A 24241-nucleotide genomic window follows, 5' to 3' on the forward strand; every position below is an offset into this window, starting at 1 on the left:
CTGCCGTGCAGGTACAATCAGACCCTTCTTTCCAGTGCCGCCCGGCGCTTACCGGCGCGGTCCCACGCATTCCCCGAAGCTCCCATGCATATTCACATCCTCGGCATCTGCGGCACATTCATGGGCGGCCTTGCGGTCCTGGCGCGACAGGCGGGTCACCGCGTGACCGGCTGCGACGCCAATGTCTACCCGCCCATGAGCACCCAGCTCGAAGCCCAGGGCATTGACCTCATCGAAGGGTTCGACCCGGCGCAGCTGTCGCTGAATCCCGACCTGTACGTGATCGGCAATGTGGTGTCGCGCGGTAATCCGCTGATGGAAGCCATCCTGGACCGCAACCTGCCGTACACGTCGGGCCCGCAATGGCTGGGCGAGCATGTGCTGAACGGCAAGTGGACGCTGGCCGTGGCCGGCACGCATGGCAAGACCACCACCACGTCGATGCTGACGTGGCTGCTCGAGGATGCTGGCTACAACCCCGGCTTCCTGGTCGGCGGGGTGCCGCAGAACTTCGGCATTTCGGCCCGCCTGACCGAATCCGACTTCTTTGTCATCGAAGCCGACGAGTACGACACGGCCTTCTTCGACAAGCGCAGCAAGTTTGTGCACTACCGCCCCCGCACGGCGATCCTGAACAACCTTGAATACGATCACGCTGACATCTTCCCGGATCTTGCGGCGATCGAGACTCAATTTCATCATCTGGTGCGCACGGTGCCGGGGCAAGGCCGTCTGGTCGTGAACGGCAACGAGCCGGCGCTGGCCCGCGTGCTGGAGCGTGGCTGCTGGAGCGAGGTGGAGCAGTTCGGCATGGGCGACTGGCGCGAAGGCGATGCCCGCGCGGAGGCACCGGCCGGCAAGGACGCCTTCGACGTGTTCTTCCGTGAGGAACTGCAGGGCACGGTGGTGTGGGACCTTCAGGGCACCCACAACCGCATGAACGCGATTGCCGCGATTGCCGCCGCGCGCCACGTGGGTGTGCCGCCGGCACAGGCCATCGAGTCGCTGGGGCGCTTTGCCAACGTCAAGCGCCGCATGGAAGTGCGCGGCGTGGCCAATGGCGTGACCGTCTACGACGATTTCGCGCACCATCCCACCGCCATCCAGACCACGCTCGACGGCCTGCGCCGCCGCGTGGGCAACGCGCGCATCCTGGCCGTGCTGGAGCCGCGCTCCAATACGATGAAGCTGGGCGTGATGGCGGCACAACTGCCGGCCAGCCTGGAAGCGGCCGACCTGGTGTTCGGATATGGCGCCCCGTCCGGCAAGGACGCGCTGGGCTGGAACCTGGGCGAAGCGCTGGCGCCGATCGGCGACAAGGCGGCCGCCTTCCAGGATCTGGGCGAGCTGGTGCAGGCGGTGACCGCTGCCGCGCGGCCCGGCGACCAGGTGCTGGTCATGAGCAACGGCGGCTTCGGCGGCATCCACCAGAAGCTGCTCGACGCGATTGGCGCCCAAGGTGCCAACGGCGCCAAGTCCTGACTTTCGTAGGAAATCCAATGCTGTTGTACCTGCACGGTTTCCGTTCCTCGCCGCAGTCGATGAAGTCGCGGCTGGTGCAGGAGCGGATGCGCGCCTGGGGCCTGGAGAAGTACTTCGCCTGCCCGGTGCTGAACGTGTCGCCGTCCGAGGCGATTGCCCAGGCCGAGGCCGCCATTCGTGGCGCGCGGGCTGGCGGCGAGACCGACATCGCCATCATCGGGTCGTCGCTGGGCGGTTTCTACGCCCGCTGGCTTGCCGAAAAGCACGGCTGCCGCGCGGTGCTGCTCAATCCGGCCATCCACCCGTGGACCGACCTGGAGAAATACCTGGGCGAGCAGCCGCTGTATCACGGCGGCGGTTCGGTCGTGGTGAAGCCGGAACACCTGCAGGAATTGCTGGCGCTGCGCGTAGATGCGATCACGCGCCCCGAGCGCTATTACCTGCTGGCCGCCACCGGCGACGAGGTGCTGGACTATCGCGAGATGGTCGAGGCTTGCCCCGGCGCGAAGATCCGCATCATCGAAGGCAGCGACCACGGCATCAGCGAATTCGACGACTACGTCGACGATGTACTGGCCTTCTGCGGCTATGTGCCCGGCGGAAAGCTCCCGGCATGACCGGGGCAAACAGCCTGGGTGGCCTGAAGGGCCTGCGAGCGGCCTGGCATGCGCACCTGCCGCATGACGCGGCCATCCCCCTGAACCAGCGGCGCTGGATCGCGGGTGAAGGCTCGCTGACTGCGCGGTTGATGTCGGCATCGTCGCGCTTCGGCGTACAGCGACTTGTACAGGCGCCACAACTGCCATTTGCCGACGAATGGCAGGCGCTGGGCCTGATTTGCCCGGTACCGGCCATCACGCGGGAGGTACTGCTGATCTGTGACAGCGTGCCGGCGGTGTTTGCGCACACGATCGTCGACCCGTACCGCGCCCGGCGCGACTGGCCGTTCCTGCGCGGCCTGGGCAACCGGCCGCTGGGCGGCGCGTTGTTCGTCGATCCACGCGTGCGCCGCGAACCGTTCCAGTTCGCGCGGCTTTCCACCAACCATCCGCTGCGCCAGGCGCTGCAGCGGGTGTTGCCGGCGTTTGCGTCGGTGCCGATGCTGCCCGCGCGGCGCTCGGTGTTCCGGCGCGGCGGCGGCGCCATGCTCGTGACGGAGGTCTTTCTGCCAGACCTGCTGGAGCGCGCGGCGCCCGCCAACATTGGCGCGGGCGGCACCAGACTGCCCCGCCGCATTGACATGCACCACACACCACCAAGACAGGAAGAGAGACGCGCATCATGAAACTGGAAGGACGGGTCGCCATCATCACCGGCGCAGCAGCTGGTATCGGGTTTGCCACGGCGGAGCGTTTTGCCGCCGAAGGCGCGAAGCTGGTGCTTTGCGATGTGAACGAAGCGCGCGTGCGCGAGGCCGCCGAGCGGCTGGCCGACAAGGGCGTCACCGTGGATGCCCACAAGGTGGACGTGACCAGCCGCGAGGAAGTGGACGGCGTGGTGGCGGCCACGCTGGCACGCCATGGCCGCATCGACATCCTGGTCAATAACGCCGGCATCACCAAGGACGCGCGGCTGGCCAAGATGACCGAAGCCCAGTTCGACGCCGTGATCGACGTCAACCTGAAGGGCGTGTTCCATTGCGCCCAGGCCGTGGCCGCCGTCATGACGGAGCAGGGCAAGGGCGTGATCCTGAACGCGTCGAGCGTGGTGGGCCTGTATGGCAACTTCGGCCAGACCAACTACGCGGCCAGCAAGTTCGGCGTGATCGGGTTCACCAAGACCTGGGCGCGCGAACTGGGCCCGAAGGGCGTGCGCGTGAACGCCGTATGCCCGGGCTTTGTGAATACCGAGATCCTGCAGAGCGTGCCGGAGAAGGTGCTCGACGGCATGAAGGAGCACTGCTGGATGCGCCGGCTGGCCGAACCGGCCGAAATCGCCGCGATCTACGCGTTCCTGGCCAGCGACGACGCCAGCTATGTGAACGGCACGACCATCGAGGCCAGCGGCGGCATGTCGCTCTGACCCGCCTGGACCCGGGAGGCGCCGGCGCTGCGGAGAAGACGCGGTGCGGTATCATCCCGGGTCGTATACCCGCCCGGACAAGCTTGCGGCCTGCGTGCTGAAAGCGCACGCGACACCGGCCTGTCCCGGCACTTCTGAAAGTACCGACCCATGCAGTTGCTGTTCGAAGAAGGCGGCGAGATTCGCGCCGGCACCGTACTTGCCCAACAGGGCGAGGCCTACCAGGTAGAGCTGCCTGCGGGCAAGCGCACCAAGGTCAAGGCCAAGGACGTGCTGCTGCAGTTTGCCCAGCCCTCGGCAATCGAAATGGTGCGGCAAACCGGCGACCTGACCGCCGAGATCGACCTCGACTTCCTCTGGGAATGCGCGCCGGCCGAGGAGTTCGGTTTCTCCGAACTGGCCGCCGAATACTATGGCGCCGACGCCGGCGCCGTGCAGCAGGCCGCGCTGGCCATGGCGCTGCATGGCAATCCCGTCTATTTCCGCCGCAAGGGCCGTGGCCGCTACATGCGCGCCCCGGAAGACCAGCTCAAGGCGGCGCTGGCCGCCGTGGAACGCAAGAAGCAGCAGCTTCTGGTGCAGGCCGAGTACGAGGAACAGCTCAAGGCGCGCAAGCTGCCCGATGCGTTCCGCGGCAAGGTGCTGCAACTGCTGTTCAAGCCCGACAAGAACAGCCTCGAATTCAAGGCCATGGACGCCGCGTGCACCGCGCTGGGCATGACGCCGATGCGGCTGATGGTAACCGTGGGCGGCGTGGAGAGCCCGCGTGCGCTGCACGAAGCCAAGTTCCTGGCCGACTGCTTCCCCAAGGGCACCGGTTTCCCCGACGTCGATGTGCCGTCGCCCCCGAACGATCTGCCCGTGGCCAACGTCCAGGCGTTCTCGATCGACGACGTCACGACGACCGAGATCGACGATGCGCTGTCCGTGACCCGCGCCGCCGATGGCAAGCTGCGTGTGGGTATCCACATCGCCGCGCCGGGCCTGGGTTTCAAACGCGGCGAGCCGCTCGACGCCATTGGGCGTAACCGCCTGTCGACGGTGTATTTCCCCGGCGACAAGATCACCATGCTGCCGGACAGCGTGGTGGACCGCTACACACTGCAGGAAGGCCGCACCTGCCCGGCGCTGTCGCTGTACGTGACGGTCGACATGGACGGCCCTGACGGCGTGGAGATCCTGAGCAGCGAAACGCGTGCCGAACTGGTGCCGATCGCCGCCAACCTGCGCCACAACCTCCTGGAAGACGTGGTCACGGAAGCCGCGCTGGCAGCCGGCACGGGCGACTACCCGTTCCGCGACGAACTGACCGAACTGTTCCGGCTGGCCAATCACCTGCACGACGAGCGCCAGAAGGCGCGCATGGCCAGCGGCCTGCGCCCGGAATCGCACAACCGTGCGGATTTCAACTTCTACATCGACCCTCTGGCGGGCGGCGGAGAGCGTGTGCGTATCGAGCAGCGCCGCCGTGGCTCACCGCTGGACAAGATCGTCGCCGAGCTGATGATCCTGGCCAACAGCACGTGGGGCAAGCTGCTGGCCGACAACGGCGTGCCGGGCATCTATCGCACGCAGAAGGCCTGGGGCATGCATCGCACGCGCATGCAGACGTATCCGGCGCCGCACGAGGGGCTGGGCGTGGCGCAGTACGCGTGGAGCACTTCGCCGCTGCGGCGCTATGTCGACCTGGTCAACCAGTGGCAGATCCTGGCGGTGGCGCAGCATGGCGTCACGGCCAAGCTGGTGGCGCCGTTCAAGCCCAAGGATGCCGACCTGCTGGCGGCCGTGGCCGATTTCGAAGGCACCTATGCCGCCTATGCCGACCACCAGTCGACCATGGAACGCTACTGGTGCCTGCGCTGGCTGGTGCAGGAAGGGCGCGACAAGCTGATGGCCACCGTGCTCAAGGACGGCGCGGTGCGATTTACCGAGATTCCGCTGGTGACGCGCGTGCCGGAACTGGCGCAGGCCAACCGTGGTACGCAGGTGCTGCTGGAAATCGGCTCGACCGACGAGATCACGCTGGAGGTGTCGTGCCGCGTGCTTGAAATCTTCGCCGGCGAGGGCGAGGTGCCGGAAGAAGAGCTGGAGACCGAAACTGACGACGAGATGTCGGAAGTTTCTGCGGAAGCAGCGGCTGAGTCGGCTGCCGAGGCCGCGGCCGAAGAGGCTGCCGAAGGCGAAGCGGAGGCAGCGGCGGGCGACGCCCCGGCGCCGGCCGATGGCCCGGACGCGGACGATGCGTCGGCGCCACGCGACACCGGGGCCAACCCCCCCGCCTGAGTCCTTCGGTAAACCGGGCGGCTCCCGTACAATCGAAGTCCGTTCCGGCCCCCCTCCACCGTGGGGTGGCCGGCTTTCGCGCGAGCCCCCATCGACCGCCCACGTTACCGATCCATCGTGAACGCCGTTCTTCCCGCTCCCCGCCACACGCACCCGCGAGACTGGTGGCAATCCAGCAGCACGCTGGTCAAGGCGCTTGCAGTGTCCGTGGTCATTCACGCGGTGCTGCTGATGGTGCGCATTGCCGCGCCGGAAGTCTTCGAGATCAAGCGTTCCGATCCCCAGCTCGACGTGGTGCTGGTGAATTCGAAGTCGGCCGAAAAGCCGCGCAATCCGACCGTGCTGGCACAGGCCAACCTGGACGGCGGCGGTGACCACGATGCCCAGCGCGCCACCACGCCGCTGCCGGCACAGACCGAATCCAAGCAAGGCGACCTCGTCAAGCTGACGCAGCGCCGGATCGAGCAGCTCGAGGAAGAGCAGCGCCGCCTGATGACGCAGTCGCGCGAGGCCGCGCCGTCGGTACGCAGCCAGCCCGTGAAGCCCGGCGAGCTGCGCACCGATTCCCCGCTGCGCGGTCAGGACGAGCGCACGTCCACCGACGAGATGGCCAAGCTCGAAGCAGAGATCGGCCGCAATCTCGAACAGTACGCCAAGCGGCCCAAGCGCATGCAGCTGACCGCCACCAGCGCGCAAGGCGTGGACTACGCGCAGTATTACGACCGCCTGCGCCGCCGGATCGAGGCGCGCGGCACGAGCGATTTTCCGCAGAAGAACGGCAAGCCGATCTATGGCCAGCTGATCCTGGTGATCAATGTGAATCGCCTGGGCAAGCTCGGCTACAACCGCGACGGCTACAACATCGAAGCCATCGACGTGGCCAAGAGTTCGGGTGACCCCGCGCTCGACCGCCAGGCGGTGGCCATTGTCCGTGCGGCGGCTCCTTTCGGCGCGTTCACGCCCGAAATGCAGTCGAAGCAGGACATCCTCGAAGTCATTTCCACTTTCAAGTTCACGCGCAGCGGGCTCGACGTCCGCCTGCAAGGACGCTGATGACCGCAGAACAGCAATCGGTCGACCGCTACGTCGTGGTCGGCAACCCCGTTTCCCACAGCCGCTCGCCGGCCATCCACGCCGCGTTCTCGCGGCAGACCGGCGAAGCCGTGCACTACGACCGCCTGGAGGCACCGCTCGACGGGTTTGCCGACGCCGTGCGGAAGTTCCTGGCCGATGGCGGCCATGGCTTCAACGTGACCACGCCGTTCAAGCTCGAAGCGTATGACCTGGCCGACCGCCTGACGCCGCGTGCCGAAGCCGCTGGCGCGGTCAACACGATGTGGATCGAGGACGGGCTGATCCACGGCGACAACACCGATGGCATTGGCCTGGTGCGCGATATCCAGGACAACCTGGACGTGCTGCTGGAAGACAAGCGCATCCTGCTGCTGGGTGCCGGTGGCGCGGCGATGGGCGCGATGCTGCCGCTGATCGAATGCCGGCCGGCCCGGATCGTGGTGGCCAACCGCACCGCGCAGAAGGCCAGCGACATGGTGGAAGAGTTCGTGGAAGCCGCCGACCAGTACGGCGTGGAGCTGTGGGCCGGTGGTCTGGACTCGCTGAGCGCGCTGTCCGACGAAGAGGGCTGCGACGTGGTCATCAACGCATCGGCCAGCAGCCTGCAGGGCGAACTGCCGCCGGTGCCCGACTATCTGCTGGGCGAAGGCGTGCTGGCCTACGACATGATGTACGGCGCCAAGCCGACCGTGTTCCTGGCCTATGCGGCAAAGTGCGGCGCGCGGACGTCGGACGGCCTGGGCATGCTGGTGGAGCAGGCGGCCGAAGCGTTCTACAACTGGCGCGGCGTGCGTCCGAGCACGGCCCCGGTGCTGGCCGAGCTGCGCACCGCGCTGCAGGGCGAAGCCGCCCGCTGACCCGGGACAAGCCGGCCTTGGCTCGCCAGCGAACCACCGCCGCGCGCACGCCGGCCAAAGCATCTGGCGCGGCCAACCCGCTGCGCTGGGTTGGCTACCTGGGCGAATGCGTGATCGTCGGCGTGCTGGCGCTGCAGGTCTATTTCTTCCTGCAGATCGCCGCCTGGCAATACCTGAATCCGTCGTCCACGTCGTTCATGCGCGCCGAACGCTGGCGGCTGTGCGGCTTCAATGTCTGGAGCTGCCAGGTCGACCGGAAATGGATTAACTACGACGAGATGTCGCGCAACATCAAGCGCGCGGTGATCGCCAGCGAGGATGCCGACTTCGTCAACCATCCTGGCTACGAACTCGACGCCATGCTCGACGCATGGGAGCGCAACAAGAAGCGCGGCCACATCGTGCGTGGCGGTTCCACGATCACGCAGCAGCTGGCCAAGAACCTGTTCCTGTCTTCGGAGCAATACTACGTGCGCAAGGGCCAGGAGCTGGCCATCACGTGGATGCTCGAATTCTGGCTCGACAAGCAGCGCATCTTCGAGATCTACCTGAATTCAGTGGAGTGGGGCGAGGGTGTGTTCGGCATCGAGGCTGCCGCGCAGCACTACTTCCACACATCGGCATCGAAACTCACGGTGGGTCAGGCCGCACGGCTGGCGGCCGCGCTGCCGGCACCGAAATGCTTCGACAAGAAGGAATACTGCGCCAACGTGCGCGTGAACTTCCGGGTCAAGGCGTCGATCATTGCGAGACGCATGGGCGCGGCGACGTTGCCGGATTGATCTTCAGAGTCTCTGGGTTTTCTGGATTTTCTCCCCTCTCCCGCAAGGCGGGAGAGGGGAGAAAATCAAAGGCAAACCAAGGGGACTTCAACCCCCTAGCTCAACCACCCCTTCCTGCGGAAGTACACCAGCGGAATCGCCGCCGATACCGCCATCAGCGCGATGGCCCACGGGTAGCCGACGGCCCAGTCCAGTTCGGGCATCAGCTTGAAGTTCATGCCGTAGATGCTGGCGATCAGCGTAGGCGGCATCAGCGCCACCGACACCACCGAGAACAGTTTGATGATCTTGTTCTGGTTGATGTTGATGAAACCGACCGTGGCATCCATCAGGAAGTTGATCTTGTCGAACAGGAACGCGGTGTGGTTCTCGATCGAGTCGATGTCGCGCAGGATCTGGCGGGCCTCGTCCTGCTGCTCGGCTGACAGCAACTGGCTGCGCATCAGGAATGACACGGCCCGGCGCGTATCCATGACGTTGCGGCGGATGCGGCCGTTCAAGTCTTCCTCGCGGGCGATGGTTTCCAGCACGTCGGCCGCGGCGGCATCGGTCACGTTCTCGGCCAGCACGCGGCGGCTGGCTTCTTCCAGGCGTTCATAGATCTCTTCGATCGAATCGGCCGAATACTCGGCGTCGGTCGCGTAGAGATCCATCAGCACGTCCTTGGCGTTGCGGACCGACCCCGGACGCATCCGCGCGCGCAGCCGCACCAGGCGGAACACGGGCAGGTCTTCGTCGTGGATCGAGAACAGGACGTCGCGGGTCAGTACGAATGCCACGCGCACGTTGCGCGACGCTTCGTCCTCGGCCAGCAGGAAGTCGGTGCGGATGTGGATATTCTCGTCTTCGCCTTCGAAATACCGCGCCGACGCCTCCAGGTCACCCAGGTCTTCCAGTTCCGGCAGGACCACGCCGTAGGCTTCCTTGATCCACGCGAGTTCCTCGTCGTCGGGGCTGACCACGTCGATCCAGATAGGCTTGTGCTGCAGCAGCTCATTGCGCTCGTCGACCTGCTCCTGGGCGAGCCGGCCTTTCTGCAGGACGAACAGATTGATCATCCCTAGGATTCCTTGTTACTGATTGCGCGTTGTCGGAGACAGGCGCAGGCAAGGCATCGCCAGCAAGCGACCATGAGGCGGCCGGCAAGCGTGATCGCGCTGCATGCGGACGGTGCGAGACGGTCCGTGGCAAGGCGATGGCGTTTGCCTGTTGCCTGTATCTGGCTGGCAAGCCGGGGGAGGGAAGATCCGAAGCGCGACGCGGCGGTCGGACGACGGCCACGGGGGGAAACGGAAAGACACACTCACCCGCAGGTGTCTGCGGGCAAGTACGGCGACGTGCAGGGCAATGGCCCCACGCGGATCGGCGTTACGCAGCCCGCAGTGACATGGCATCCGGCGATGAGGCAGCGTGGCTGCAACAACCCGAACACCCGATGCTACTGCCCACGTAGTTTCTCCGGGATTCTGATGGCCGCGAGTGTAATCCAACGGGAGGGGGCTTGTTAAGTGAAATCTCAGGTGTTGCTCACAGGCGCCGCCGCAGCAACGGCGCCAGCATGACCGACGACAATGCCGCGAACATCAGCACGATGGCGGCGTAGTCCTGCCAGTGCGGCGTCTCGCCCAGCAGCCACATGCCCGAGAAAACGCCCACCACGGGAATGAACATGATCGACAGGCTCGACACCACGGGCGGCAGGCTGCGCGCCAGCGCAAACCAGACCAGATGGCAGTACGCAAAGACCACCACGGCGTTGTACGCGATGGCGGCCCACTCGATGCCGGTGGGCATGCGCCAGCCGGACTCGAAGACCAGCGAACCGATGCCCAGGAACGGCAGCGTGATGGCCAGCATCCAGAACGTGAGCGTGCCAACGGGGATGTCGATCTGCGTGCGTTTCATCAACTGGGTGCCGAAGCCCCAGCCCGCGGCGGCCACCAGCATCAGCAGCGTGCCGGCCGGGCTGCCGGTCAGCGCGGCGATCTCGCCGGACAGCAGCAGCACGGTGCCGGTCAGCGCGCAGGCGATACCGATCCACGCCGACAGCGCGATCCGTTCCCTGAAAATGATCAGGCCCCAGACCACGGCCCAGATCGGCATGGTGTAGCCCAGGATGGCCGCGCGGCCCGACGACAGCAGCTTGACCGCGCAGATCGCGAACAGATGCCAGATCACCATGTTGGGAATGGCCAGCTTGACCACGGTGGCCCAGGTCTGGCGTGGCACGTGCAGGGATTCACCACGCAGCTTCAGCGCCAGGCCCAGTGCCACCAGCCCGCCGGCCATGCACAGCAGCCGGAATCCCATGGCCGGAAAATGCGCGACGCCGATCTTCATGACGGGCCAGTTCAGGCCCCAGGCGATGGTCAGGATGACAAGCAGGATGAGACCGCGGCGGTCGAGTTGCATTGGATCGTATGGCTGGCGACCTCGTGCCGGGTCGCTCTTTTAAGCGGAAGCTCCAGACAATATCACGCCAGCAGGTAGAATGCCGCCCACGCCATATGTTGCGTCGCGGAATGCCTCGTCAGCCCCGCCACGCCAACCGGCCGGTGCCTACCCGCGTTATGCTGTGAAGACTGTCGAACACAGCCGGGGCCGCCGGCTTCATCCGAATACCGAGCATCCCATGACCTTTACCGAGCTGCTGTCCAATGCCTGGCAGCGAAACGATTCCCTGCTGTGCGTCGGGCTCGATCCGGACCCGGCCAAGCTGCCGCTGTCGATGACCAGCACGGGCGGCGCGATTTTCTCGTTCTGCCGCGAAATCGTCGACGCCACCGCCGACCTGGTCTGCGCCTTCAAGCCGCAGATCGCCTATTTCCATTCCCAGCGCGCCGAAGACCAGCTCGAGCAGCTGATCGAATACATCCACGATGCGCACCCCGGGATTCCGGTGATCCTGGACGCCAAGCGTGGCGATATCGGGTCGACGGCCGAGCATTACGCCGTCGAGGCGTTCGACCGCTACAAGGCCGATGCCGTGACCGTCAGCCCGTACATGGGGTTCGATTCGATGTCGCCGTACCTGGCGCATCCGGGCCGCGGCGTGATCGTGCTGTGCCGTACGTCGAACCCGGGCGGGTCGGACGTGCAATTCCTGCAGGTCGACGGCAAGCCGTTGTACCAGGTGGTGGCCGAGGCAGCGCGCGAGCGCTGGAACACCAATGGCCAGATGGGCCTGGTGGTGGGGGCGACGTTCCCGAACGAGATTGCCAAGGTGCGCCAGATCGTGGGCGACATGCCGCTGCTGATTCCGGGCATCGGCGCCCAGGGCGGCGATATCGAGGCCACGGTCAAGGCTGGCCGCACGGCGGATGGCACCGGCATGATGATCAATTCGTCGCGGGCCATTCTGTACGCCAGCCGCGAAAAGGACTTTGCGTCGGCGGCCCGCAACGTGGCCCTGCAGACGCGCGAAACGATCAACCGTTACCGCCACGGCTGACCGGCTGCCCGGCCAGTCCGATCCACCAGGTCCGCTACTCCTCGTTGCGGATCAGTTCGATCAGTCCGCGCATCGCATGCTCCGCCGCCTGGCGGCGGATCTGCGCGCGGTCGCCCTTGAAACGCTGCGTCTCCGTGAGGGTGGTGATTCGGTTGCTCCAGCCGAAGCACACCATGCCCACCGGCTTCTCGGGCGAACCGCCATTCGGGCCGGCAATGCCCGTGACCGACAGCGACACCTGCGCGCGGCTGTTCAGCAGCGCGCCTTCGGCCATGGCATGGGCCACTTCCTCGCTGACCGCACCGTGGTCACGAATCAGCTTGGCCGGCACGCCGATCATGGTGGTCTTGGCCTCGTTCGAATAGGTCACGAAACCACGCTCGAACCAGCCCGACGAACCCGACACATCGGTGATGGCGGCCGCCACGAGCCCGCCCGTGCACGACTCGGCGGTGGCAAGCATGAGCGATCGTTCCGCTAGGGCGACTCCGGCCTGGATGGCGAGCTGGTCAAGCAGGCGGCTGACAGACATGGCGACGGTTCCCGAGATCCTGGTACAGAAGTGGTGGTAGCGCTCAGAACGAGCGCCACAGGGCGAAGACGAGCAGCGTGTAGAACGCCGCGAAGATATCGTCGAACATCACGCCGAATGCGCCGGTGAAACCGGGGCCCTTGAGCGTGCGGTCGTAGTAGCGGATCGGCGCCGGCTTGACGATGTCGAAGAAGCGGAACCACAGGAAGGCCGCGAACTGGCCCCAGAAGCCCGTGGGCGTGACAAAGACCAGCACCAGCCAGAACGCGATGATCTCGTCCCAGACCATGCTCCCGTGATCGTCCACGCCCATGTCGCGCGCGGTGCGCAGGCAGGCCCAGATACCCACCAGGAAACCGCCGGCGATGATCCACAGCCACGTGGTGGGCTCGATCCACATCGAGATCACCACGAACGACAACCAGCCGTACAGCGTGCCGACCGTGCCCGGGCTCACCGGTGACAGGCCGGAGCCGAAACCCAGTGCGATCAGCCGGGCAGGATGGCCCAGCATGAAGCGGGCGGTCGGGCGCACAACACGGGCGGTCTGGCCGGCTTCCAGCGTGATGGGCTCGGCAGGGTGGGCGGAATCGCGCGGCGCGGCTCCGGGGGGATAGGCGGACATCAAGAACCTGGCTCGAATTTTCTAGTGATATGTGGCGCGCAAGATCGCAGCACTCCCTGCTGCGCGCATGGTCGGCATCATGACACGGCTTACGCGTGGTGTGTCAGGGGGCGGCGAAATGATCGAACGAGGTGCCCTGGAACGCAAACGGGCTGCCGTCGCGGTCAACAATGCGCAGGCCGGCTTCCGATGTGATCGAACCGACACGGGTGAGCGGCAGGCTCAGTTGCCGGCTGATGGCGGCGATGGCCTCGCGGTTGCCCGCGGGCGCCGTGAAGCAGAGTTCGTAGTCGTCGCCGCCGGCCAGCACGCATTCGCGCTGGAGATCCAGCGGCTGCGCGCCAAGGATTTCGGAACGCGGCAGGGCGTCGACGTCGAGAATCGCCCCGGCCGACGAACTGGCCAGGATATGGCCCAGGTCGCCGATCAGCCCATCGGAGATGTCCAGCGCCGCGTGGGCAACGCCGCGCAGCGCCATGCCCAGCGCCACGCGAGGCGTGGGAGTGTCCATGCGTGCGCGGATGACCGTGAAATCGGGTTCGGGCAGCAGCCATTCGCCCCGGCAGTCGCCCAGCGCCAGCCGTGCATCGCCCAGCGTGCCGGAAATCCAGATGTCGTCACCGGGACGCGCGGCATCGCGGCGCAGCGCCTGGCGCGGCGGTACGTCGCCAAACACGGTGATGGACAGCGTCAGCGGCCCCTTGGTGGTGTCGCCGCCAATCAGTTCGCAACCGTGGTCGTCGGCCAGCGCCAGCATGCCGCTTGCAAAGGCTTCGAGCCAGGCCGGATCGGCCTCGGGCAGGGCCAGCGCCAGCGTGAAGGCGCGCGGCTCGGCGCCCATCGCGGCAAGATCCGACAGATTGACGGCCAGTGCCTTGTGCCCCAGCGAACGCGGCGGCACGTCCGGGAAAAAGTGACGCCCACTTACCAACATGTCCGTGCTGATGGCCAACTGGTGACCCGGCCGCGCCTCGATCAGCGCGCAGTCATCGCCAATGCCCAACGCTGCCTTGTGCACCGGGCGCGTGAAGAAGCGGCGAATCAGATCGAATTCGGAAAGCGATGCGGGGGTGGGATCGGACATGAGGTGCGGGGACATACCGGCTGGTCAAGCCCAGCGGCATGCGGCATATTGTACCGAAACGCAAAGCTGCCTCGCGCAAAACGCCCATTGTGAAATAGTTTTTCACAATATAAAATGCGCAGTCTTGCGTCTAAAACTTTCAAAGTCAGCAAGCGGAGACAGCGGGTTCGTGGAGCCGGCCCGTGCTCATCCATAGTGTTTTCATGCGGCTCCACCGATCGGAAGATGCGCAGATGACAAGCCCTCAGCAGTCCCCGTCCCAAGACGATCTGAAACAGCAGCAGCGTGAGGCGCTGCGCAAGGCCGCACTCGAATACCACGAGTTTCCGACCCCCGGAAAGATCTCCGTTACCCCGACCAAGCCGCTGTCGAACCAGCGTGACCTGGCCCTGGCGTATTCGCCGGGCGTGGCCGCCGCGTGCGAGGAAATCGTCGCCGACCAGGCCAATTCGTTCCGCTACACCGCGCGTGGCAACCTGGTGGCCGTGATCACCAACGGTACCGCCGTGCTGGGCCTGGGCGACATTGGTGCCGCGGCATCGAAGCCGGTGATGGAAGGCAAGGCTGGCCTGTTCAAGAAGTTTGCCGGCATCGACGTCTTCGACATCGAAGTCGACGAGAAAGACCCCGAAAAGCTGGTGGACATCATCGCGTCGCTGGAGCCGACGTTCGGTGGTATCAACCTTGAAGACATCAAGGCGCCGGAATGCTTCTACGTGGAGCGCAAGCTGCGCGAACGGATGAAGATTCCCGTCTTCCACGACGACCAGCACGGTACCGCCATCGTGGTGGGCGCCGCTGTGATCAACGGTCTGAAGGTGGTGGGCAAGGACATCGCCAAGGTCAAGCTGGTAGCCTCGGGCGCCGGCGCGGCCGCGCTGGCCTGCCTGGACCTGCTGGTCGACATGGGCCTGCCCATCGAGAACATCTGGGTAACGGACCTGGCCGGCGTGGTGTATGAAGGCCGTACCGAACTGATGGACCCGGAAAAGGCGCGCTTCTCGCAGAAGACCGACAAGCGCAAGCTGGCCGAAGTCATCGACGGCGCCGACATCTTCCTGGGCCTGTCCGCCGCCGGCGTGCTGAAGCCCGAGATGGTGGCCAAGATGGCCGAGAAGCCGCTGGTGCTGGCGCTGGCCAACCCGAATCCGGAAATCATGCCGGAACTGGCCAAGGAAGTGCGTCCGGACGCCGTGATCGCCACGGGCCGTACCGACTACCCGAACCAGGTCAACAACGTTCTCTGCTTCCCGTTCATCTTCCGTGGCGCGCTCGATTGCGGCGCCACCACGATCACGCGTGAAATGGAAATTGCCGCGGCCAACGCCGTGGCGGAGCTGGCGCGCCAGGAACAGAGCGATATCGTGGCCTCGGCCTACGGCATCCAGGACCTGTCGTTCGGCCCCGAATACCTGATTCCGAAGCCGTTCGACCCGCGCCTGATCGTCAAGATCGCGCCGGCCGTGGCCGAAGCCGCCGCCAAGGCCGGCGTGGCCCGTCGTCCGATCGAGGACATGGACGCGTACCGCCTGCAACTGCAGCAGTTCGTCTACCACTCGGGCACGCTGATGAAGCCGATCTATGCGGCCGCGCGCAAGGTGGAGATGGAAAAGAAGCGCATCGTCTTTGCCGAGGGCGAAGAAGAGCGGGTGCTGCGCGCCGTGCAGGTGATCGTCGACGAGAAGCTGGCCAACCCGATCCTGATCGGCCGCCCGGCAGTGCTGGCGCACCGCATCGAACGCTTCGGCCTGCGCCTGCGCATGGGCGTGGATTTCACGGTGGTGAATCCCGAGCACGACGATCGTTTCCGCGACTACTCCGACGCGTACTACCGCATGATGGCCCGTGAAGGCATCACGCAGCAGTATGCCAAGCTGGAAATGCGCCGCCGCACCACGCTGATCGGCGCCATGCTGGTCAAGAAGGGCGAAGCCGACGGCATGATCTGCGGCACGGTGAGCACCACGGCCGCGCACCTGCGCTACATCGACCAGGTGCTGGGCGGTACCAACTGCGTCTACGCCGCGATGAACGGCCTGGTCCTGCCGGGTCGCCAGATCTTCCTGGTGGATACGCACGTCAACGTGGACCCGACTGCCGAGGAACTGGCCGAGATCACGCTCATGGCCGCCGAGGAACTGAAGCGTTTCGGCATCGAGCCCAAGGTTGGCCTGCTGTCGCATTCGAACTTCGGTACGTCGGAAGCGCCGTCGGCACGCAAGATGCGCGACACGCTGAAGCTGCTGCGCGAGCGCGCGCCGGAACTGGAAGTGGATGGCGAAATGCATGGCGACAGCGCGCTGGACGAAAAGCTGCGCGATTCGCTGGTGCCGGATGGCGCGCTCAAGGGCGAAGCCAACCTGCTGGTCTGCCCGAACATCGACGCGGCCAACATTTCGTACAACCTGCTCAAGGTCGCGGCCGGCAACAACGTGGCCATCGGCCCGATCCTGCTGGGCGTGAAGGCGCCGGTGCACATCCTGACGCCGTCGGCGACGGTGCGCCGTATCGTCAACATGACGGCACTGGTGGTGGTGGACGCGGCCGCCAAGGCCTGATCCGACGAAAATCCAGGGCGGCGCTTTACTGGCCGCCAGGGTATGTGATGCAAGAGCCGGGTACGCCCGGCTTTTTTCATGTCCGTGTCAATAAGCCACCTGCACGGTTAGTATGCGCACACATATCAATAACATGTTGAAACAATTGAGGAAATCCGGGCGCCAACGGCGCAGGGATTGATTAATGGTGGACTTGCGCGTAACCTTACGCCTTTGAATGCGGACGCTCGCCTGGGCGTGCCGGCATGTGCGGGAATCCACAAAAGAGATCGACGCCGTGCCGGAATGACCCGCCATCCACTTTCGCCAACGATTCATTCACTATCGTGGGTTTCCGGATTTCACAAAGCCAGTCGCAGCGGCAGTCAACATGGCAGTCCCTGAGCCTGGCGCGAAGCCTGGGCCACGTATTGGCCGGCGCGGCGCTGTCGATGGCGCTGGTCTTGTCGCCGCCAGGCGCGATGGCAAGGCAGTCGCCCGATACCGTGGGGGTGGTGGGAACCATCCAGGCGGGGCAGTTGCCCAACGAGGCGCAGCAAACGCTGGACCTGATAGAAGGCGGTGGGCCGTTTCCGTACGGCAAGGATGGTTCGCGGTTCGGCAATTATGAACGCGCCCTGCCGCAGCAGCCGCGTGGGTATTACCGCGAATACACCGTCAAGAACAGCAAGAGCCGGAATCGGGGAGCCAAGCGGATAGTTTGCGGTGGTGATCAACGCGCCGCGAACGACTGCTATTACACGGAAGACCACTACAACAGTTTCAAACGGATAACCAAATGATGACTGACATTTTCGGATTGGGCGACGCCCTAGCCGCCCGCGAGGAGCGCGGCGCCGGAGATGGCTGGCAACGGGCTCACCATCAGGCCCAGAACCTTTATGACAACGTGCTGATGATGCCGCGCCAGGATCTGACGCACCCACTTCCGCCCGCTTGTGCCCCTGTCATGGCCACATGGGCTGACGAGGGTACCAACGAGGGAGCCATGAATCTGTTCAAGACGGTGCGCCCGAACATCGTCCAGTCGATCCGCGCGTTCCGCGTGCCCGAGCTGGCCCAGGCAGCCGCCGCGCTGAATCAGCATTTCCTCTATGCCAACTGCGCCGATTGCGCCAGCAAGGCCGAGGTGCTGGAGCGCATCGCCACGGAGTTCACGTTCCCGAAGCATTTCGGCAAGAACTTTGATGCGTTGTCCGACTGCCTGACCGACATGATCCACAAGTCGGGTCCGCAGCCGGGATTCGTGATCGTGCTGGAAGGCTTGCCGATTGCGCAGAAGTTCGACAAGGAAGGGCGCGAGGTGCTGCTGGACGTCTTCCGCGACGCCGCCGAGTTCTGGGGCGAGCGCAAGGTGCAGTTCCGGGTGTTCTACTCGTTCGCGTAAGCGCCCCTGAGCGTCAGGTATCCAATGAAAAAGCCCGCTGGTGTCAGCGGGCTTTTTGTTTGCCGGTCGTCCGTCGCCGCGCGTCAGGCGGCGGGTGGGACCTGGCCGTTCGGCGTCAGGCGGTCGATCAGTTCCGGCAGGCCCTCGCTGAGGCTGGCGGCCACGTCGTCCGACGACATGCCGGTGGTTTCGGCCAGCGACTGCAGCGCGCCGGTGCCGCCCAGCGCCGAGGTCAGGTCGGTGGGGCTCACTGCCTGGTTGGTGCCCGTGCCGATCCAGGAGTCGACCTGCTGACCCAGGCCGGCCTGGCCCAGGATGTCGCGCAGCGCGCCAATCCCGCCCGATGCCGCGCCCATGGCCTGGGCCGATGCGCCGGCTTCGCCCTGTCCGCCGAGCAAGCCGCCCAGCAGCGATCCGAGGTCGAGCCCACCCGGCGCGGGGGCGCTGCCGCCGCCCAGCATTCCGCCGAGCATGCCGCCCAGGCCACCCAGCCCGCCCAGGCCACCGAGTCCGCCCAGCGGATTGTCGCCAGCATCGGCTGGCGCCACGCTGCCGTCGGCGCCCTGGCTCTTGTGGCGCATGGCAAGCATGGCCAGCAGCCCCAGCGCCATCATCAGCTTTGGATTGATGCCACCGGACTGGCCTTCCTGCTGCTGGCCGCCCATCTGGCCCAGCACGCCACCGAGTACGCTATCGAGTAGTCCCATCTCAGACTCCTTTCTCAAAATCCGCCAAGGATGGCGTTCAGCGTCGCCAGGCAAGCCAGCCCGGCGGTTTCCGTACGCAGGATGCGCGGTCCCAATGACACCCCGATAAAACCGGCGCGCCGTGCGGCCTCTTCCTCATCGGGCGAAAGTCCGCCCTCCGGCCCGACCAGCAGCGTCACGCCCTGGGCGCGCCAGGTATCGCGATGTGCACTGGCAAGCTCGGGCAGCGAGCCCTCGGCACGCGGCGACAGCAGCAGCCGTGCCCCCGTGGCGGGCGCGGCCGCAAGCCATGCTTCAAAAGTAGCGACCGGCGCCAGCGACGGCAAGCGGTTACGGCCACATTGTTCGCATGCCGCCTCCACCAGCGCCTGCCAGTGCGCCTGGCGCTTCAGTGCCCGCTCGCCCGACAGACGGACTACCGAGCGGTTGGCCTGCAGCGGCTGGATGCCCGCCACGCCAAGCTCCACGGCTTTTTCGATCAGCCAGTCCATCTTGTCGCCACCGGCCAGCCCCTGGGCCAGCGTGACGGCAAACGGCGTCTCGGCCTCGGCCGCGTCATGCGTGCCGATCCGTGCCACGGCTTGGCGCTTGCCGATCTCGGCCAGCGAGGCGGCGTAGCTGCCTCCCTGACCGTTGAACAGCGTGATGGCATCGCCGGGCGCCAGGCGCAGCACCTGCACGTGGCGCACGACGGTTTCGGGTAAATCCAGTACGGCATCGGCGGCCAGCGCCGCATCGACAAAGAATCTAGGGGGCATCAGGGGTTGGGTTTGGCGTCGGGGGTCTTGGCCAGCGTTGTGGCAAAGCCCCATCGGTATCCATCGGGATCTTCGACCATGCAGTACCTGTCGCCCCAGAACTGGTCGGCGGGCGCGGTGACGCTGCCGGCGCCGGCAGCGATGGCCTGGGCGTACAGCGCATCGACATCGTCGCAATACACGTAGAAGGTCTGCGGCGCCTCGACACCCAGCGAGCGGGGCGTGCGGGCGGTGCTGCCCCACGCGCCCTCGGGGGCGAACATGATGACGAGCTGGCCGCGATAGTGCATCTCGGCGTGGGTGGGCACGCCGTTTTCATCGACGACATGACCGGCTTCGAAGCCGAATGCCCGCTGATAGAAATCAAGGGCGGCGCGACCGCTGGCGACCGTGAGATAGGGCGTCAGCCAGGGCGTGTTGGGCGGTCTGGACATGAAGGGTCTCCCGGATGGCACAAAGGCCCCCGCCGTCCGGTCAGGGCGGCGGCAGGGCGTTTGTGCATGTTACGCGGGACGGCCAGCGCTGTCGAAGATCGCCTGCAGATGCAGCGGATGATTGAACAGGGCCGCGTGCAATCCGGCGTGGTAGGCGCGCAGCGCCGTGTCGAGCTTCCACTGCCGCAGCCGTGCCTCGATGCGTTCGGACGGATGGGCGGCGATGTCGAGCGTGTCACTGGCCAGCGCGATGCCCCACTGCGCACCATACGCCGGTACGAAGGTGGTCAGCGGCGCCACGTGGCGGAAGACCTGGCGCAGGCGCAATAGCAGCAGGCGCGCACTGTCCGGCCGATGCCAGGGTGGGCCAAGATGCAGTGACATCGCCCCGCCAGCGGCCAGGCAACGTCGTGCGGTATGCAGGCCGTGCGGCGAAAACAATGCGGCCGCCGGGCTGCCGTCATCGGCTTCGGTCAGGTCGTAGACGATCAGGTCGAACTGGCGTCCGGCCCGTGCAAAGGCTTCCATGAGCCCCAGCCCGTCGCCGATGGCCAGGTGCAGGCGCGGGTCGCCGGGCTCGTCGAGCGATCCCCGGTGGATGCCGCGCAGCCATTCGCGCGATAGCCGCACCACCTCGGCGTCCAGCTCGGCCACTACCACTTCCCGCATCGTGGGAATTCGCAGCAGTTCGAAGGCCGATCCACCGTCGCCGCCACCTACGACCAGTGCGCTACGTGGCGAACCGTGCACTGCGGCCATCGGCACCGTCATCAGCTCGTGCTGGATGAAGGCGTCGGCTTCAGTGCTCATCACGCGGCCATCGAGCCGGAAAATCCGGCCAAACTGCGCGTTCTCGCCAATTTCGACCTGCTGGTGCGGCGTGCGTGCGGCCGCCAGCACGGAGATGTCGCCCAGCGTCACGCCGGCGCCGGGCGCCAGCCATTCGGTCCAGGTCTGACAACCCCTTCGAGGCGCCTCCGGGCGTCCGGAAATGCTGCCTGCTTCTGCTAAAATTGCGGTTTTCCCGCCGTCAGGTTCCCGCATGTCTGCCCTCGTCCATCCCGCCACCAGTCCTTTCGCCAATCAACCCGTCAAGCTGATGGCCGATGCCATCCGCGTGCTTGCCATGGATGCCGTCCAGCAGGCCAACTCTGGTCACCCCGGCGCGCCGATGGGTATGGCGGATATCGCCGTGGCGTTGTGGGGACGGCACCTGAAGCATAACCCGGTCAATCCGCACTGGGCTGACCGCGATCGCTTCGTGCTGTCTAACGGCCACGGATCGATGCTGATTTATGCCTTGTTGCATCTGACCGGCTACGACCTGCCCGTGGAAGAGCTGCGCAACTTCCGCCAGCTGCACAGCAAGACCGCCGGCCACCCGGAATACGGCATCACCCCGGGCGTGGAAACCACCACCGGCCCGCTGGGCCAGGGCATTACCAACGCGGTGGGCATGGCACTGGCCGAACGCCTGCTGGGCGAGGAATTCAACCGCCCCGGCTTCGACATCGTCAACCACCACACCTATGTGTTCATGGGCGACGGCTGCCTGATGGAAGGCATCAGCCACGAAGCCTGCTCGCTGGCCGGCACGCTGAAGCTGAACAAGCTGATCGCGATGTGGGACGACAACGGCATCTCGATCGACGGCGACGTCGTGCACTGGTTTGCCGATGACACCCCGAAGCGTTTCGAGTCCTATGGCTGGAACGTGATCCGCGGCGTGGACGGCCACGACGCGGTGGCGGTGGACAACGCCATCACGCAGGCCAAGGCCAGCGACAAGCCCACGCTGATCTGCTGCCGCACGATCATCGGCAAGGGCGCGCCGAACAAGGAAGGTGGCCACGACGTGCACGGCGCCCCGCTGGGTGGCGCCGAAGTACTGGCCACGCGCGAGGCGCTGGGCTGGGCCCACGCCCCGTTCGAACTGCCGCAGGACGTGTACACGGCCTGGAACGCCAAGGCCACCGGCGGCGCGCTGGAAAAGGCCTGGGACGCGCTGTTCGACGCCTATGCCGAAGTGCATCCGTATGAAGCCGGCGAATTCAAGCGCCGCATGCGCGGCGAACTGCCGGGCTCGTTTGACGCCGCCGTGGACGCGTTCATCGCCAAGTGCGAAGAGAAGGCCGAAACGATCGCCACGCGCAAGGCCAGCCAGAACACCATCGAGGCGTTCGCGCCGGTGCTGCCTGAATTCCTGGGCGGCTCGGCCGACCTGACCGGCTCGAACCTGACCAACTGGTCGGGCACCAAGGCCGTGCGTGTGGATGCCTGGGGCAACCACATCAACTACGGCGTGCGCGAATTCGGCATGAGCGCCATCATGAACGGCATCACGCTGCATGGCGGCTACGTGCCGTACGGCGCCACGTTCCTGACGTTCTCGGACTACAGCCGCAATGCGCTGCGCATGGCCGCGCTGATGAAGATCCGCACGCTGTTCGTGTTCACGCACGATTCGATTGGCCTGGGCGAAGACGGCCCGACGCACCAGTCGATCGAGCACGTGGCCAGCCTGCGCCTGATTCCGAACATGGATGTCTGGCGTACCGCCGACACGACCGAAACCGCCGTGGCCTGGGCCGAGTCGATCCGCCGCGAGGACGGCCCGAGCTGCCTGATCTTCAGCCGCCAGAACCTGCCGTTCCAGAAGCGTGACGACGCCACGCGCGCCAATATTGCTCGCGGCGGCTACGTGCTGCGCGATGCGAAGAACCCGCGCACCAAGCGTCCGGACGCCGTGATCCTGGCCACCGGCTCGGAAGTGGGCCTGGCCGTTGGCGCGGCCGACGCGCTGGCCGCCGAAGGCGTGCATGTGCGCGTGGTGTCCGTGCCTGCCACGACCGTCTTCGACAAGCAGGACGCCGCCTACAAGGCCAGCGTGCTGCCGGCCGGCGTGCCGCGCATCGCCGTGGAAGCGGGCGTGACCGATTTCTGGTGGAAGTACCAGGTCCAGGCAGTGGTCGGCATCGACACGTTCGGCGAATCGGCTCCGGCTGGCGTGCTGTTCAAGCACTTCGGCTTCACCGTGGAAAACGTGGCCGACACCGTGCGCGCCACGCTCGCCCAGTAAATTTCCGCCCGCGCGGTCAGCCGGTGCGATGCGCCGGCTGACCGGCGCGAGCCACCGGCTTCATCGATTGCACTCTAGGAGATAGACATGACCATCAAGATCGGCATCAACGGCTTTGGCCGTATCGGACGCATGGTGTTCCGCGCCGCCGCCGCGAACTTCAAGGACATTGAAGTCGTCGCCATCAATGACCTGCTGGAGCCGGACTACCTGGCTTACATGCTGAAGTACGACTCGGTGCATGGCCGCTTCGATGGCGAAGTGTCGGTGGACGGCAACACGCTGGTCGTGAACGGCAAGAAGATTCGCCTGACGGCCGTCAAGGATCCGTCCGAACTGAAGTGGGGCGAAGTTGGCGCCGACGTCGTCATCGAATCGACCGGCATCTTCCTGACCAAGGAAGGTGCGCAGAAGCACATCGACGCAGGCGCCAAGAAGGTGATCATGTCGGCCCCGTCGAAGGACGACACCCCGATGTTCGTGTACGGCGTGAACCACGAAACGTACAAGGGCGAAGCGATCATCTCGAACGCAAGCTGCACCACGAACTGCCTGGCCCCGGTGGCCAAGGTGCTGAACGACAAGTGGGGCATCAAGCGCGGCCTGATGACCACGGTGCACGCCGCCACGGCGACGCAGAAGACCGTCGACGGCCCGTCGAACAAGGACTGGCGCGGTGGCCGCGGCATCCTGGAAAACATCATCCCGTCGTCGACTGGCGCCGCCAAGGCCGTGGGCGTGGTGATTCCGCAGCTGAACAAGAAGCTGACGGGCATGTCGTTCCGCGTGCCGACCTCGGATGTGTCGGTGGTCGACCTGACCGTCGAGCTGGAAAACCCGGCCAAGTACGAGGAAATCTGCGCCGAGATGAAGGCACAGAGCCAGGGCGCGCTGAAGGGCGTGCTGGGTTACACCGAAGACAAGGTTGTGGCCACGGACTTCCGCGGCGATGCCCGCACCTCGATTTTCGACGCTGAAGCCGGCATCGCGCTGGACGGCACGTTCATCAAGGTCGTGAGCTGGTACGACAACGAATGGGGTTACTCGAACAAGTGCCTGGAAATGGCACGTGTCGTGGCCAAGTAATTGGCAACTGCCTCATGAAAAACGCGCCTTCGGGCGCGTT

Annotated in this window: 23 protein-coding genes; 14 read left to right on the plus strand and 9 right to left on the minus strand. The window is 65.7% G+C overall.

Features of this window, described 5'->3' with window-relative positions; translation table 11 throughout:
• The first annotated feature begins 84 nt into the window (after positions 1–84).
• The 8 genes from mpl (at position 85) to mtgA (ending at position 8500) form a co-directional block, all read left to right on the plus strand.
• A complete protein-coding gene (gene mpl, locus MFF62_RS23635) occupies positions 85–1482 on the plus strand; it encodes a UDP-N-acetylmuramate:L-alanyl-gamma-D-glutamyl-meso-diaminopimelate ligase (RefSeq protein WP_238265547.1) in 1398 nt (465 codons plus the stop codon).
• A gap of 17 nt (positions 1483–1499) precedes the next feature.
• Positions 1500–2099, plus strand: a complete 600-nt coding sequence (locus MFF62_RS23640) for a YqiA/YcfP family alpha/beta fold hydrolase (protein ID WP_238265548.1) — start codon at positions 1500–1502, stop codon at positions 2097–2099.
• Between the two features lie 23 nt (positions 2100–2122).
• Positions 2123–2767, plus strand: a complete 645-nt coding sequence (locus tag MFF62_RS23645; RefSeq protein WP_238265589.1) for a chorismate--pyruvate lyase family protein — start codon at positions 2123–2125, stop codon at positions 2765–2767.
• Positions 2764–3504: a 3-oxoacyl-ACP reductase FabG gene (gene fabG / locus MFF62_RS23650; RefSeq protein ID WP_238265549.1), complete on the plus strand. Its 741-nt coding sequence runs from the start codon at positions 2764–2766 to the stop codon at positions 3502–3504. Before MFF62_RS23645 ends, fabG begins: the two co-directional genes overlap by 4 nt.
• Positions 3505–3654: 150 nt before the next feature.
• A complete protein-coding gene (locus tag MFF62_RS23655) occupies positions 3655–5787 on the plus strand; it encodes a ribonuclease catalytic domain-containing protein (RefSeq protein WP_238265551.1) in 2133 nt (710 codons plus the stop codon).
• Between the two features lie 117 nt (positions 5788–5904).
• The gene (locus tag MFF62_RS23660; RefSeq protein ID WP_404990826.1) at positions 5905–6840 is read left to right on the plus strand and encodes an energy transducer TonB; all 936 of its coding nucleotides are present in this window, start codon (positions 5905–5907) and stop codon (positions 6838–6840) included.
• The gene (gene aroE / locus MFF62_RS23665; RefSeq protein ID WP_238265552.1) at positions 6840–7718 is read left to right on the plus strand and encodes a shikimate dehydrogenase; all 879 of its coding nucleotides are present in this window, start codon (positions 6840–6842) and stop codon (positions 7716–7718) included. Before MFF62_RS23660 ends, aroE begins: the two co-directional genes overlap by 1 nt.
• 80 nt (positions 7719–7798) lie before the next feature.
• The gene (gene mtgA, locus MFF62_RS23670) at positions 7799–8500 is read left to right on the plus strand and encodes a monofunctional biosynthetic peptidoglycan transglycosylase (protein WP_238265591.1); all 702 of its coding nucleotides are present in this window, start codon (positions 7799–7801) and stop codon (positions 8498–8500) included.
• 95 nt (positions 8501–8595) lie between these two features.
• On the opposite strand, the gene corA is transcribed toward mtgA, so the two are convergent.
• Together corA and MFF62_RS23680 are read right to left on the minus strand one after the other, a co-directional pair.
• Complete coding sequence (gene corA / locus MFF62_RS23675) at positions 8596–9558, minus strand: magnesium/cobalt transporter CorA (RefSeq protein WP_238265553.1); 963 nt, start codon at positions 9556–9558, stop codon at positions 8596–8598.
• Positions 9559–10027: 469 nt separating this feature from the next.
• Entirely contained in the window at positions 10028–10912 is an 885-nt protein-coding gene (locus MFF62_RS23680) for a DMT family transporter (RefSeq protein ID WP_238265554.1), read from the minus strand.
• Between the two features lie 220 nt (positions 10913–11132).
• On the opposite strand from MFF62_RS23680, the gene pyrF reads away from it, so the two are divergent.
• Entirely contained in the window at positions 11133–11951 is an 819-nt protein-coding gene (gene pyrF / locus MFF62_RS23685) for an orotidine-5'-phosphate decarboxylase (protein ID WP_238265555.1), read from the plus strand.
• Between the two features lie 34 nt (positions 11952–11985).
• Here the strand turns inward: pyrF and MFF62_RS23690 are convergent, their stop codons facing one another.
• The 3 genes from MFF62_RS23690 to thiL form a co-directional block, all read right to left on the minus strand.
• Complete coding sequence (locus MFF62_RS23690) at positions 11986–12483, minus strand: CinA family protein (RefSeq protein WP_238265556.1); 498 nt, start codon at positions 12481–12483, stop codon at positions 11986–11988.
• 43 nt (positions 12484–12526) lie between these two features.
• Positions 12527–13108 carry a phosphatidylglycerophosphatase A family protein gene (locus tag MFF62_RS23695; protein WP_238265557.1) on the minus strand — a complete coding sequence of 194 codons (582 nt, stop codon included), beginning with the start codon at positions 13106–13108 and terminating at the stop codon, positions 12527–12529.
• 103 nt (positions 13109–13211) lie between these two features.
• Positions 13212–14192 (minus strand): thiamine-phosphate kinase, encoded by a 981-nt coding sequence (thiL, locus tag MFF62_RS23700; RefSeq protein WP_238265558.1) that lies wholly within the window; start codon positions 14190–14192, stop codon positions 13212–13214.
• Positions 14193–14425: 233 nt separating this feature from the next.
• Here thiL and MFF62_RS23705 point away from each other — a divergent pair, with 233 nt between their 5' ends.
• The 3 genes from MFF62_RS23705 (at position 14426) to MFF62_RS23715 (ending at position 18137) form a co-directional block, all read left to right on the plus strand.
• Positions 14426–16750, plus strand: a complete 2325-nt coding sequence (locus MFF62_RS23705; RefSeq protein ID WP_238265559.1) for an NADP-dependent malic enzyme — start codon at positions 14426–14428, stop codon at positions 16748–16750.
• A gap of 431 nt (positions 16751–17181) precedes the next feature.
• A complete protein-coding gene (locus tag MFF62_RS23710; protein ID WP_238265593.1) occupies positions 17182–17532 on the plus strand; it encodes a guanyl-specific ribonuclease in 351 nt (116 codons plus the stop codon).
• Positions 17529–18137, plus strand: a complete 609-nt coding sequence (locus tag MFF62_RS23715; protein WP_238265560.1) for a barstar family protein — start codon at positions 17529–17531, stop codon at positions 18135–18137. The genes MFF62_RS23710 and MFF62_RS23715 overlap by 4 nt, the downstream gene beginning before the upstream one ends.
• Positions 18138–18220: 83 nt before the next feature.
• On the opposite strand, the gene MFF62_RS23720 is transcribed toward MFF62_RS23715, so the two are convergent.
• The 4 genes from MFF62_RS23720 to MFF62_RS23735 all read right to left on the minus strand — a co-directional run bounded on the left by MFF62_RS23720 (position 18221) and on the right by MFF62_RS23735 (position 20957).
• Entirely contained in the window at positions 18221–18844 is a 624-nt protein-coding gene (locus tag MFF62_RS23720; RefSeq protein ID WP_238265561.1) for a YidB family protein, read from the minus strand.
• 14 nt (positions 18845–18858) lie between these two features.
• Positions 18859–19602 (minus strand): 16S rRNA (uracil(1498)-N(3))-methyltransferase, encoded by a 744-nt coding sequence (locus MFF62_RS23725; protein ID WP_238265562.1) that lies wholly within the window; start codon positions 19600–19602, stop codon positions 18859–18861.
• A complete protein-coding gene (locus MFF62_RS23730) occupies positions 19602–20036 on the minus strand; it encodes a VOC family protein (RefSeq protein ID WP_238265563.1) in 435 nt (144 codons plus the stop codon). Before MFF62_RS23730 ends, MFF62_RS23725 begins: the two co-directional genes overlap by 1 nt.
• A gap of 69 nt (positions 20037–20105) precedes the next feature.
• Positions 20106–20957 (minus strand): spermine/spermidine synthase domain-containing protein, encoded by an 852-nt coding sequence (locus tag MFF62_RS23735; RefSeq protein ID WP_238265564.1) that lies wholly within the window; start codon positions 20955–20957, stop codon positions 20106–20108.
• A 121-nt stretch (positions 20958–21078) separates the two neighbouring features.
• On the opposite strand from MFF62_RS23735, the gene tkt reads away from it, so the two are divergent.
• Positions 21079–23115: a transketolase gene (gene tkt, locus MFF62_RS23740; protein ID WP_238265565.1), complete on the plus strand. Its 2037-nt coding sequence runs from the start codon at positions 21079–21081 to the stop codon at positions 23113–23115.
• A gap of 87 nt (positions 23116–23202) precedes the next feature.
• Positions 23203–24201, plus strand: a complete 999-nt coding sequence (gene gap, locus MFF62_RS23745; RefSeq protein WP_092601396.1) for a type I glyceraldehyde-3-phosphate dehydrogenase — start codon at positions 23203–23205, stop codon at positions 24199–24201.
• Positions 24202–24241 lie beyond the last annotated feature (40 nt).

It is taken from the genome of Cupriavidus pauculus (assembly GCF_022179805.1).
Lineage (GTDB): Bacteria > Pseudomonadota > Gammaproteobacteria > Burkholderiales > Burkholderiaceae > Cupriavidus > Cupriavidus pauculus_E.

What these genes read in the sequence shown, in the direction of transcription:
- mpl (WP_238265547.1), top strand. Translation starts at nt 85, where the DNA reads ATGCATATTCACATCCTCGGCATCTGCGGCACATTCATGGGCGGCCTT.
- MFF62_RS23640 (WP_238265548.1), top strand. Translation starts at nt 1,500, where the DNA reads ATGCTGTTGTACCTGCACGGTTTCCGTTCCTCGCCGCAGTCGATGAAG.
- fabG (WP_238265549.1), top strand. Translation starts at nt 2,764, where the DNA reads ATGAAACTGGAAGGACGGGTCGCCATCATCACCGGCGCAGCAGCTGGT.
- MFF62_RS23655 (WP_238265551.1), top strand. Translation starts at nt 3,655, where the DNA reads ATGCAGTTGCTGTTCGAAGAAGGCGGCGAGATTCGCGCCGGCACCGTA.
- aroE (WP_238265552.1), top strand. Translation starts at nt 6,840, where the DNA reads ATGACCGCAGAACAGCAATCGGTCGACCGCTACGTCGTGGTCGGCAAC.
- corA (WP_238265553.1), bottom strand. Translation starts at nt 9,558, where the DNA reads ATGATCAATCTGTTCGTCCTGCAGAAAGGCCGGCTCGCCCAGGAGCAG.
- MFF62_RS23680 (WP_238265554.1), bottom strand. Translation starts at nt 10,912, where the DNA reads ATGCAACTCGACCGCCGCGGTCTCATCCTGCTTGTCATCCTGACCATC.
- pyrF (WP_238265555.1), top strand. Translation starts at nt 11,133, where the DNA reads ATGACCTTTACCGAGCTGCTGTCCAATGCCTGGCAGCGAAACGATTCC.
- MFF62_RS23690 (WP_238265556.1), bottom strand. Translation starts at nt 12,483, where the DNA reads ATGTCTGTCAGCCGCCTGCTTGACCAGCTCGCCATCCAGGCCGGAGTC.
- MFF62_RS23695 (WP_238265557.1), bottom strand. Translation starts at nt 13,108, where the DNA reads ATGTCCGCCTATCCCCCCGGAGCCGCGCCGCGCGATTCCGCCCACCCT.
- thiL (WP_238265558.1), bottom strand. Translation starts at nt 14,192, where the DNA reads ATGTCCGATCCCACCCCCGCATCGCTTTCCGAATTCGATCTGATTCGC.
- MFF62_RS23705 (WP_238265559.1), top strand. Translation starts at nt 14,426, where the DNA reads ATGACAAGCCCTCAGCAGTCCCCGTCCCAAGACGATCTGAAACAGCAG.
- MFF62_RS23710 (WP_238265593.1), top strand. Translation starts at nt 17,182, where the DNA reads ATGGCGCTGGTCTTGTCGCCGCCAGGCGCGATGGCAAGGCAGTCGCCC.
- MFF62_RS23715 (WP_238265560.1), top strand. Translation starts at nt 17,529, where the DNA reads ATGATGACTGACATTTTCGGATTGGGCGACGCCCTAGCCGCCCGCGAG.
- MFF62_RS23720 (WP_238265561.1), bottom strand. Translation starts at nt 18,844, where the DNA reads ATGGGACTACTCGATAGCGTACTCGGTGGCGTGCTGGGCCAGATGGGC.
- MFF62_RS23725 (WP_238265562.1), bottom strand. Translation starts at nt 19,602, where the DNA reads ATGCCCCCTAGATTCTTTGTCGATGCGGCGCTGGCCGCCGATGCCGTA.
- MFF62_RS23730 (WP_238265563.1), bottom strand. Translation starts at nt 20,036, where the DNA reads ATGTCCAGACCGCCCAACACGCCCTGGCTGACGCCCTATCTCACGGTC.
- tkt (WP_238265565.1), top strand. Translation starts at nt 21,079, where the DNA reads ATGTCTGCCCTCGTCCATCCCGCCACCAGTCCTTTCGCCAATCAACCC.
- gap (WP_092601396.1), top strand. Translation starts at nt 23,203, where the DNA reads ATGACCATCAAGATCGGCATCAACGGCTTTGGCCGTATCGGACGCATG.